This is a genomic window from Holospora undulata HU1 (genome assembly GCF_000388175.3).
GTDB lineage: Bacteria > Pseudomonadota > Alphaproteobacteria > Holosporales > Holosporaceae > Holospora > Holospora undulata_A.
Genome location: NZ_ARPM03000123.1, coordinates 1 through 10,534 on the forward strand (window position 1 = coordinate 1; position 10,534 = coordinate 10,534).

7 protein-coding genes are annotated in these 10,534 nt (G+C 37.9%); 6 read left to right on the forward strand and 1 reads right to left on the reverse strand.

The genetic code is table 11. The features are described 5' to 3' along the window. Nucleotides 1–341: 341 nt before the first annotated feature. On the reverse strand, nucleotides 342–1,412 hold the full coding sequence (gene prfB / locus K737_RS02875) for a peptide chain release factor 2 (protein WP_006291952.1): 1,071 nt from the start codon (nucleotides 1,410–1,412) through the stop codon (nucleotides 342–344). A 185-nt stretch (nucleotides 1,413–1,597) separates the two neighbouring features. Between prfB and K737_RS02880 the strand changes: the two genes are divergently transcribed. From K737_RS02880 to K737_RS02905, 6 genes are all read left to right on the forward strand, one after another. Next, entirely contained in the window at nucleotides 1,598–2,830 is a 1,233-nt protein-coding gene (locus K737_RS02880; protein ID WP_006291954.1) for an IscS subfamily cysteine desulfurase, read from the forward strand. Nucleotides 2,831–2,859: 29 nt separating this feature from the next. Further along, nucleotides 2,860–3,243 (forward strand): iron-sulfur cluster assembly scaffold protein, encoded by a 384-nt coding sequence (locus tag K737_RS02885; RefSeq protein WP_006291956.1) that lies wholly within the window; start codon nucleotides 2,860–2,862, stop codon nucleotides 3,241–3,243. A gap of 22 nt (nucleotides 3,244–3,265) precedes the next feature. After that, nucleotides 3,266–4,216 carry a malate dehydrogenase gene (locus K737_RS02890; protein WP_006291957.1) on the forward strand — a complete coding sequence of 317 codons (951 nt, stop codon included), beginning with the start codon at nucleotides 3,266–3,268 and terminating at the stop codon, nucleotides 4,214–4,216. Nucleotides 4,217–4,388: 172 nt separating this feature from the next. Then, the gene (locus K737_RS02895) at nucleotides 4,389–5,576 is read left to right on the forward strand and encodes an efflux RND transporter periplasmic adaptor subunit (protein ID WP_006291959.1); all 1,188 of its coding nucleotides are present in this window, start codon (nucleotides 4,389–4,391) and stop codon (nucleotides 5,574–5,576) included. Between the two features lie 10 nt (nucleotides 5,577–5,586). After that, nucleotides 5,587–8,703, forward strand: a complete 3,117-nt coding sequence (locus tag K737_RS02900) for an efflux RND transporter permease subunit (protein ID WP_024161403.1) — start codon at nucleotides 5,587–5,589, stop codon at nucleotides 8,701–8,703. 209 nt (nucleotides 8,704–8,912) lie between these two features. Continuing rightward, the gene (locus K737_RS02905; RefSeq protein ID WP_024161404.1) at nucleotides 8,913–9,950 is read left to right on the forward strand and encodes a phenylalanine--tRNA ligase subunit alpha; all 1,038 of its coding nucleotides are present in this window, start codon (nucleotides 8,913–8,915) and stop codon (nucleotides 9,948–9,950) included. The last annotated feature ends 584 nt before the right edge of the window (nucleotides 9,951–10,534 follow it).

Consider the following 10,534-nt stretch of genomic DNA (forward strand, 5'->3'; position numbering starts at 1 on the left):
TCCGCTTTGTCTTTCTTGCATGTAAAACCTGTATACTCTTTTCCATGGAAGAATGTTTTTGCGGCCAAAGCGTCACTGATAGTCCGTCTTTATAAGATAAAACACCCCGTTAGCAAGCGCTTTCTTGCGTTTTTTACCATAATCCCCTGTATCAAAATGAGATTTTATTAAATCTCCATTGTGTGTCACTCAAATCCTCTCGGGTAGGGCATGTCATTTACCTTCTAACCAAGCTTTTTATCAGATTGTGAAGACAGGTTCTGAGAAATAAAAGAGCAACACGCTTTGGTGCCTGTAACACATTCACATTGTTTTGAAGCGCGATACCTTCTTTAGACCAGTCAAGCTGTTTCTTGACTCTTTCCTGTTGCTTGATAAAGCAAATAACTTTCTAAAAAATTCTGAATTTGGCCATCTAACACTGCTTTTGTGTTGGAAGTTTCTTGACCCGTCCTTAAATCCTTTACCATCTGGTAAGGCTGCAATACGTAAGAACGAATTTGCTGTCCCCAACTTATTCCTTTTTTTTCCGGTTGTATAGCCGCAGCGTATTCTTCTTTTTCTTTTTTTTCCAAAGCAAACAATTTTGACGCAAGCATCTTTAATGCGGTAGCTTTGTTTCTATGCTGGGATCTATCGTTTTGGCACTGTACCACAATTCCCGTAGGCAAATGTGTAATGCGCACGGCGCTATCAGTCTTATTTACGTGCTGTCCTCCTGCTCCTGAGGCACGATATGTGTCAATGCGAAGATCTTTTTCCTCAATGGGAACAGCTTCTGACTCTTCTAAGACTGGGGAAACAACAACCGAAGCAAAGCTTGTGTGGCGCCTTGCTGCTGCATCAAAGGGAGACAATCTTACTAAACGATGCACTCCGCTTTCTCCTTTAAGCCAACCATAGGGAAACGCTCCTTGGGAAATGGACAAAGTTACCGACTTGATTCCAGCTTCTTCTCCTGAGGTCTCATCAACAACCTCCAGCTTGTACCCGTTTGCTTCACACCAGCGCGTATACATTCGCATTAGCATTGCTGCCCAATCTTGAGCTTCTGTTCCTCCGGCTCCTGATTGTAATGCCAAAAAGCAAGGACGCTCATCCATCTTATCAGTAAAAAATTGTTCAATGCGCAAACATTGAATTTCTTTTTCCAAAGACAGTGCATGAAGATACTGATCAGGCAAAAATTCTGTATCTTGAGTGTCGTGCATGTAACAAACCCAGGTTCTTAGATCATCGATTTCTTGTTCGATGCGGTGCATAAGGTTTTTTTTACGTATCAAAGTTTCTTGCAGTTTTAGCAAGGGAACTGAAATTTTTGGATCGCTCCAAACCTCAGGAAGCTTCAATTTTTCTTCAAGATCTTGAAGCTCTTGCTGCGAGTATGTTTTGTCAAAGAAACCTCCAAACAATCTTTTTTTCTTTTTCTATATGACACAATAATTCAGAAATTTGATCTAATGTTGGCATCTGTTTCTCGGTATTCTAATATTGAGGAATTGTATAAAAAAAAAGACAAATTCACAAGCGCTCTTGCGAGCGTTTTTTAAAAAGTATACCATAACGAAGCAAAGAAAAATAATGTAAAATCTTTAATATGAGTATTTTGTGTCAGGCGTTGTATTTAGATTATCAATCAACAACTCCTTGCGATCCTGAGGTGTTAGAAGCGATGATGCCTTATCTGACTCACGATTTTGGAAATCCTCACTCTAGAACGCACTGTTATGGGTGGGTTGCAGAAGAAGGGGTTGAAAAAGCACGAGCTCAAGTTGCAACAGCAATAGGGGCGGATTCGAAAGAAATAGTTTTTACATCTGGAGCTACTGAATCAAATAATTTGGCCATAAAAGGCATTGCCATGTATTTGCGTAGTCAAAATTCTTCTCGTAATACATTTATCACCCTTGCAACGGAACATAAATGTGTTTTAGAAAGTTTTCGATGGCTTCAACGGCAAGGATTTAAAGTAATTTTTCTTTCAGTAAAGCCAGATGGCCTTGTGGATCTTGAGCAATTAGAACATTATCTTGGGCCTGAAACTGCTTTGGTTTCTATTATGGGGGTTAATAATGAAATCGGGGTTATTCAGCCCTTAAAAGAAATTGGTGAACTTTGTAAGAAATATGGAAGTTTTTTTCACAGTGATGGTGCTCAAGCTTTTGGTCGTATTTCTCTTTCAGTGAAAGATTTAGGGATTCATTTGTTAAGTATTTCTGCTCACAAGATCTATGGTCCAAAGGGAATAGGCGCGCTGTATGTAGAGCGCCGTCCTCTTCGCGTGCGACTTTCTCCATTATTTAGTGGGGGAGGGCAAGAAAGGGGAGTGCGTTCTGGAACGTTACCAACTTTTTTATGTGTAGGTTTGGGAAAAGCGGCCGAAAAAGCAGAACAAATGCGTTTGACAGAACAAAAACGGTTGACAGAGCTTCGAGATGAATTTCTAGCGCGTATTCACTATGGGCTTTCAAAAGTTTATCTAAATGGGACCTTAGAAAAACGTGTCCCCGATAATCTGAATTTAAGTTTTGCTGGTGTTGAAGGAGAAGGATTGTTAATGGGAATTAAGCAGTTGGCGCTTTCTTCTGGATCTGCGTGTACTTCTGAGTCATTAGAGCCGTCTTATGTCTTAAAAGCTCTTGGAATATCACAAGATTTGGCTCACACTTCTTTGCGAATAACTTTTGGTCGATATACCGCATTAGATCAAGCATTAAACGCAGCAGATCAGATTATCGTTGCTGTGAAAAAGTTAAGAGAATTAAGCCCGTTGTGGGATATGATTACAGAAGGAATTGATCTAAATACAGTAAAATGGGTAACACACTGATAGAAAGATAAATTAAGGAAAGGAGTATTATGGCGTACAATAAAAAAATACTAGACCATTATGAAAATCCACAAAATGTTGGAGTTTTAGAAGACGGTCCAAACGTAGGAACCGGAATGGTGGGAGCTCCAGCTTGTGGAGATGTTATGAAGCTACAGATTCAAGTAGATGAAAACGGAAAGATAGTTAAAGCGCGATTTAAGGCTTTTGGGTGTGGTTCTGCTATTGCTTCTGCGTCTTATGCTGCCAGTATGTTAGAGGGAATGCAAGTATCAGAAGCCAAAAAAATTTCTAATACTGTCATCGCCAATGAATTGGGATTGCCTCCGGTAAAGCTTCATTGTTCTATGTTGGCACAAGATGCAATTGAAGCTGCGCTTGAGGATCTAAAAAATAAAAAAAATAATAAATAACAGTTTAGAAGAGGAGTAAAGAATGAAAAGCGTTGGAATAATCGGGGTAGGACAGATCGGAGGAACTCTTGCCCATATGGTGCTGCAACACAGGATTCCAGTTCGTTTAGGCCTTTATGATGTGAATGAAGATGCGCTTCAAGGAAAAGTTTGGGACCTAGAGGAAGCCAGTATCATTGGAAAATTTGAAGGAAATCTAGAGATTGTTTCTTCTCTTGAAAAGTTTGAATCTTTTGATGTTTTAGTTATCACTGCAGGGCGGTTTAGAACTCCCGGGATGAGCCGAGCTGATCTTTTAAAGGAAAATTCTGAAATTTTACAAAGCATTGCAAAAAAAATAGAAAATTTTAAAGGCGTTGTAGTGATAGTAACAAATCCGGTAGACCTTATGGCGAGATTTTTTTCTGATCTTCACCCCTTACCTTCTTCACGAATTCTGGGGATGGCAGGAGTGTTAGATGAAGGACGTATGGCGTACCATATCAAGGCGTTTTCTGGGTTAAAAGGGCAAAGCGTACGCCCTTGCGTTATAGGTCCGCATTCAGATCGCATGGTCCCTTTACAAGCTATAAAGGTCGGGCCAGGGAATTTGCAAGATATCGTGAAATTTTCCCAAGAGCAGAAAAACAGTATCGATCAGAATACTCGTTTTGGAGGAGGAAGAATTATCGAAAAATTAAAATCAGGGTCAGCCTTTTATGGCCCAGCTTCGGCGTGTTTTCGTATGATTCAAAACCTTTTGGAGTTACAACAAGAAGTTTTGACTTGCTCTATTCAGATGGGAACAAACGAAATGATTCATGGCATAGAGAGTAAAATCTTTTTTGGATGGCCAGTTATTCTGGGGAAAGAAGGAGTAAAAAAAAAGGTGAATCCAGAAATCAATACACAAGAGCTTGGTGAGTTAAACAGCGCACTGTTAGCACTTCAAAAAGAATATGAAGAATTTTTTCTGGAGAGGGGGGGGAAGTAAAATAATTTTCTTTAAATAATGCTTGAAAATTTAAAAATATTTTTAAAACAAATAGTTCTTAGAATTGAAAAAAAGTAGTTAGAATATTAAAGTTTATTAAATAATCTTTTTTGCTCTAGATTTTTGGAAGAGATTCGTGCATCATAGGTACTAAAGTTAAGATTGTTTTTTTATGAAAAATCGACACAATTATGGTTTTTTTTTATTAAAAAATATGCAAAAACATTCTAATAAAGAAAACGCGAAGCCTGGTATTCAAAACTTTATAAAACGTTTGGGAATATTAACAGGTTTTTGCTTGTTTATGATGGGTGAGGCTATTTTTTTAGAAGGATGTAGTGCAAAAAAAACCGTTAATAAGCATAGGCGCCCTTTATCTGCTGTCGTCAAGCCCGTAAAACGCATGAACGTTGATAAGGTTATTTCCGTAAGCGGAAGCGTTAAGGCTAAATATTCTGCTCCGTTGATTTTTCAATCTTCAGGAATTGTAAAAAATATTTTTGTAAACGCGGGAAGTAAAGTTTCAAAGGATACTTTGTTGATTCAGCTAAGGGATGATCATACAAAAGTTCAAATTCGTTGGGCAAGTGTGCAATTGGCAGGAAAAAAAGCTGACTACAAACGTAGCAAAGAAATGTATGAAAAGAAAATCTGGTCTTATACTCAAGTAGAAAAGGCCCATACAGAAATGGAGTCTGCAAGTCTAGAGTTAGAAAAAGCAAAAGTTAATGACAGCAATATGAAAATTACAGCTCCCTTTACAGGGCATGTTGGTTTTTTTCAGACAAACGGAAAGCAGCTTAGCCCTGGTTCGGCTGTTCAGCAGGGGCAAGAAGTTGGAAGAATTGTTTCTGATGAAACTATTGTGGAATTTGAGTTGTCTGAAATTGATGCAGAACAAGTTAAGGTTGGACAAAAAGTTTTGATTCAAATGGAAGGAGAAGAAATTTTGCCCTTAGCGTCTGTTGTCAACGCTAAAGAACCTTATTCTGATCCTGTATCCCATATGGTAAAGTTTAATGCCAATCTTTCAGAAAAGAAGACTTCTTATCAAGACGGAACTTTTGTTAAGGTGCGTGTAACACTTAAAGATGCGGCTCCTGCATTTTTGGTTCCTGCAGAGGCAGTTATTCCTGATAGTGGTCAGTATGTTGTCTATGTCGTTAAAGATTCTGGAGGAGTATTTAACGATGAAAAAGTTTTCATTGCCAAGGCTATTTCTGTTACACCAGGACCGCAGTTGAATGGGTTGACCAGTATCGGCGAAAAAATACAAGGTATAGAAGAAGGAGATATGGTCATTACAGAGCCTGCAGAAATGGTAAAAGACGGGCTTCCAGTTATACTTGCAAAAGAATAAGGAGTTTTTTATGCAAACCTCACCTTCTCAGTCTTCAGAATCTTCAAGATCCTTTACGGATTTTTTTATTGATCGCCCTGTATTTTCTTGGGTAGTCAACATCATTATGATGCTTCTTGGAATCATCGCATTTTTTCAACTTTCAACACGTCAGTACCCTATTGTAGAACGCCCATCTTTGACTGTACGCGCAACTTTTAATGGTTCTGCGCGCGTTATTGAAGAACAAATTACGAAGTTACTAGAAGAATCTTTTGTTTCATTACAATCTTTGAATAGCATGCGTTCTGAGGTTCAAAAAAATGAAAGTAATACTTGGTTGGTTTTTGAAGAAAATCGTTCTATGGATGCTGCATCTGCTGATGTAAGAGAAATTTTATCTCGTGTTCAAGATAAACTTCCAGAAAATGCAAAAGTATACGTTACAAAGGGTAATTCTAATGCGTTGCCAGTTATGGAGCTTGTAGTTCAAGGAGAAAAGCACGTTCCTTTAACAGAGCTTTATGCTGTGGCTTCTAGAACTTTAAAAGGTTCTATAGAAAGCATTCCTGGTGTTGCAGTAGGGGAAGTCATTGGCGGAAGTGAACTTCAAATGGAAATTATATTGGATCGAGAAAAATTATATTCTTACCATGTTGGAGCTTCTGAATTAAGTCGCCTTATAAAAGAATCCAGCGTAGAGCGAGCATTGGGATACTTAAAGGAAGAAAATCGACAGTTTTCTCTTACAGCGCAAAGCCTGTTGTCGCGCCCAGATGAGTTTTCAGAACTCCTCATTCCTGTGGGAAAAAGCAACCATTACGGGGCAACACGAAAAGTGCGTTTGGGAGATTTGGCAAAAGTTCAATTAGGGCAAGACGAAGAAGAATACAAAGTGTTTTATAACGGAAACCCCGTGGTAGCGCTTCAAGTGATTCCTCAACCTAACAGCAATCCAATTAGCATTTCAAAATTTGTCCACGAAAGGTTAGAGAATATTCAAAAAACTCTTCCAAAAGACATTAAGGTTTATGTGGCGCTTGACAAATCTATTTTTATTAAGCGGTCTATTAACCAAGTATATCGAGCTATTTTTGAATCTATTATTTTGGTTTTGCTGGTAATTTTTGTTTTCTTACGCTCTTTTTCTTCTTCTTTTATACCATTGATTACTATTCCTATTTCTTTGATTAGTACATTTTTCATTATGAGCACCTTGGGGTTCACTATTAACGTACTTTCTCTTCTTGCTATGGTGCTGGCTATTGGGCTTGTGGTGGATGATGCTATTGTAGTGCTGGAAAACGTGTATCGATATTTAGAGCAAGGAAAAAGTCGTTTGGAAGCTGCGCGCTTGGGATGCAGAGAAATTCGTTTCTCGGTTATTGCTATGACGCTTACCTTGGCAGCAGTGTACGCACCGATTTCTTTAATTCCAGGAACCATTGGAAAAATGTTTAAAGAGTTTTCGTTAACTCTGGCGGGAGCGGTGTTAATTTCTGGGGTTGTGGCGTTAACGCTTTCGCCTTCTATGTGTTCCATGATGGTTAACGCACATACCTCATTTAGCTGGAGTCCTTTAGAAAGAGTTTCCAAAGGTATCGATATTTTTCTTGAAAAAATGGAGAATTTTTACGTAAAATGGGTTGCCAGCGCGCTTAATCACATGAAAATTGTGTGGATAGGGGGGGTTGCTTTGTCGTTGTTTTCAGGGTGGGTTTACACAACCCTAAAGAAAGAGCTTATTCCTGCTTCTGATGAAGGGATTTTGCGGGTTCGTATGTTTCCTCCAAGCACTAGAAATTTAAAATTTCTCGAAAAGCTTGCTCTTCCCGTAGACAAAGTATTGCAAGAGGTTCCAGAAGTTAAGAATCGGTTACTTATTATGCATATGGGGGATAGTGTTGGGCGCGTTACGCTTAAACCTTGGGAGCTTCGTTCTCGATCTTGTCAGGATATTGTAAAGGAATTAGATCCTCTTTTTCAAAAACGTATAGCTGGTGCTGAAGTCTATACGGGATGCGTAAATTCTTCCCCGATAGGGAACCGAACGGATAGTGCTGGTGAATTAGAAATGGTGCTTTTGGCTGATAAGTCTTCGGAAGCTCTTCGTACCGAGGGACGTAAATTACGACGGCTATTAAAGGAAATTCCAGGAATAGACTGGGTAGATAATACTGAACTTATGGAGGAAGTGGGGTATAACGTAAAAGTTCATCGAGAAAGAATTTCTCAGTTGGGATTGACTCCAGAAGAAATTTTCGAAACGTTAAGAATCTTTCTTCGCGGAACAAAGGTCTCATATTTTGAAAAAGATAAGCGTATGTACAACGTTATTTTAGAGCTCCCTGATTCTGAAAGGGATTTAGAAAAAATTCCTCACTTTTTCATTAAGGGAAGAGATGCGAAAAATGAAATAGCTATGGTACCGTTAAGAGAACTTGTGTCATTTGAACAAAAGTCTTTGGATTCCATTATTTATCGTACAGATCGAAAGGGATCTTATACGTTGAAAGCGTATTTGAAAAAAGGTGCTTCTGCGTTGTCGGTTTATGAAGATTTTGAAAAACGGGTTCAATTGCCTTCAGATTTTGAACTAAGAACAGAAGGAGAGTTGAAAAACTTGCAAAAAGAATCGGGTCATATTTATATGGTTTTTGTTTTGGCAATTGTTTTTATTTTTTTGGTTATGTCAGCTCAATTTGAAAGTTTTTTGTCACCGCTTATCATTATGATTACTGTTCCTCTTGCTCTTGCAGGGGGGGTGTTAACGCTTTCGTTAGTTCTTGGAATCATTAGTATTTACGGACAAATCGGTCTTATTACTTTGATTGGCCTTATTACAAAGCACGGGATTCTTTTAGTGGATTTTTCCGATCAGGCACAACGATCGGGGCTTCCTTTAAAAGAGGCTATTTTGCAAGGATGTCGATTAAGATTAAGACCTATTTTAATGACAACGCTGGCTATGGTGTTGGGAGCTATTCCACTGGCGTTTTCTCAGGGCCCTGGGTATGAGGCGCGTCAACAAATTGGATGGGTTATTACTGGGGGAATGACCATAGGAACGTTATTTACTTTGTTTGTTATTCCTTGTGTTTTGTTCTTTTTTATGACAATGAAAGAGAAATTTTACAAAAACAAATAGTAGTTGAACGATTTAAATTCAATTTTATTAAGACTTTAGCGAAAAAACAAAAAGTTATAAATTTTTTGTAAAAGTGCTAGATGGAAAGGTAGACAATAATTTCTTTGGGGGGGAATTGAATACATCCCCAAAGCTACTTTTAAAGACAAATCTTCTTCTGGACAGTAAAAGAAAATGTATGCTAGAATTCCATCAAAATGTATTTTTTTATGAGTCTTCATTCGTTAGAGCAGTATTTGGGCGTTATCAATCAGGTCCTTACTTTAGAAGATCTTTATGCGTTAAAGCAAAAGTATTTTGGAAAGCAATCAGAGCTAACTCAAGCCATTAGGCAGCTTTCTGAACTTTGCGCCGAAGAGCGAAAAGAGAAAGGAGAAAAAATTCATCATTTAAAAAAGATGATTTTAGAGGCCTTGGGAAAAAAAGAAGAAGAACTGAAAGAGTATGCTTTAAATCAGAAATTGCTTCAAGAGCGCGTAGATGTTACGTTACCGTGTGCTCCTGTTCGAAAAGGGTTTCTGCATCCTATTTCAGAGGTGCTTTGGGATGCTGTTGAAATTTTTCAGCAGATGGGATTTTCTTGGGTAGATGGTCCTGAAGTTGAAACAAATTTTTATAATTTCGATGCATTAAATGTAACCGAAGGTCATCCAGCACGCGCCGAACAAGATACTTTTTATCTTCCTTATGGAGTGCTTCGCACTCAAACAAGTCCTGTACAAATTCGTTCTATGGAAAAAATGTCTCCTGCCTTAAAAATCATTTCTCCAGGGCGTGTTTATCGTTCTGACCACGATCAAACCCATACTCCTATGTTTCATCAGATCGAAGGTCTTGTGGTATCAAAAGAGGCGAACATGGCAGAGCTAAAGGGGGTTTTACAAGTTTTTTTAGAAAGATTTTTTTCAAAATCTGTTTCTTTACGGTTTCGTCCTAGCTTTTTTCCCTTTACAGAGCCTTCTTGTGAAGTAGATATTGGGTATCGGAAAGAAGATGAAAATATTATTTTAGAAGGGGACAGCCATTGGTTAGAAATTTTGGGATGCGGTATGGTTCATCAGCAAATATTAACACGCTGCAATATTTGTCCACAAACATACCAAGGATACGCCTTTGGTATGGGAGTTGAACGCTTGACTATGCTGCGCTATGGTATTCAAGATATAAGAGAACTTTATAAGAATCATCAAACTTGGCTTTCTAACTTGAGTTTGGGCTATTCTTTAAAATCACTATCAATATCATAAAATAAAAAGCGAAAAATCAGTCAACGGGCAGTAAAAATTTTAATTAGGGTTTTATTTTTAAGATTTTTAAAATTAATACTGCCGGTGACCTTTTTAATTTTTAAATACTTGGATTTTGAAATCAGAAAAATAACAAGTTGCGGTGGGCTAGGTCAAATCTTCTTTTTATTAGCTTTTTAGTTGGGGGGATGTTTTAAAGTTAAGTTTAAGAACCTGTATTCATGAATAAAAAAGTGTGATATAAAAGGCTTGAAGGTGTAGAAGAAGAATTATCTAAGCGATTTAAAAGAGAGAGGGGGGGAAGAGAAAAAGCATCATTTTGATAGCGATAATAAAAGCAAATACAAAAGAAAGAGAGTGTTAATGCAGTAGGTTATATAATCAAGAGCGGTTGTCAATGGACGGTACATTCGTTTTATAGATGATATAGAATTAAGGGTGTATGGGAAAAAGTGATGCATGAACTTTGTTAAGACAAGCCGAATTAAGTATGAAAGAAGTAAAAATCCCAGCTATAGTATCATTCACAAAGTGTTAAAACAAGAGTTAACCCCACAGGAGCCTCAGAAAAAATAGGTATAGAT

What these genes read in the sequence shown, in the direction of transcription:
- K737_RS02890 (WP_006291957.1), top strand. Translation starts at nt 3,266, where the DNA reads ATGAAAAGCGTTGGAATAATCGGGGTAGGACAGATCGGAGGAACTCTT.
- K737_RS02905 (WP_024161404.1), top strand. Translation starts at nt 8,913, where the DNA reads ATGAGTCTTCATTCGTTAGAGCAGTATTTGGGCGTTATCAATCAGGTC.
- K737_RS02900 (WP_024161403.1), top strand. Translation starts at nt 5,587, where the DNA reads ATGCAAACCTCACCTTCTCAGTCTTCAGAATCTTCAAGATCCTTTACG.
- K737_RS02885 (WP_006291956.1), top strand. Translation starts at nt 2,860, where the DNA reads ATGGCGTACAATAAAAAAATACTAGACCATTATGAAAATCCACAAAAT.
- K737_RS02895 (WP_006291959.1), top strand. Translation starts at nt 4,389, where the DNA reads ATGAAAAATCGACACAATTATGGTTTTTTTTTATTAAAAAATATGCAA.
- K737_RS02880 (WP_006291954.1), top strand. Translation starts at nt 1,598, where the DNA reads ATGAGTATTTTGTGTCAGGCGTTGTATTTAGATTATCAATCAACAACT.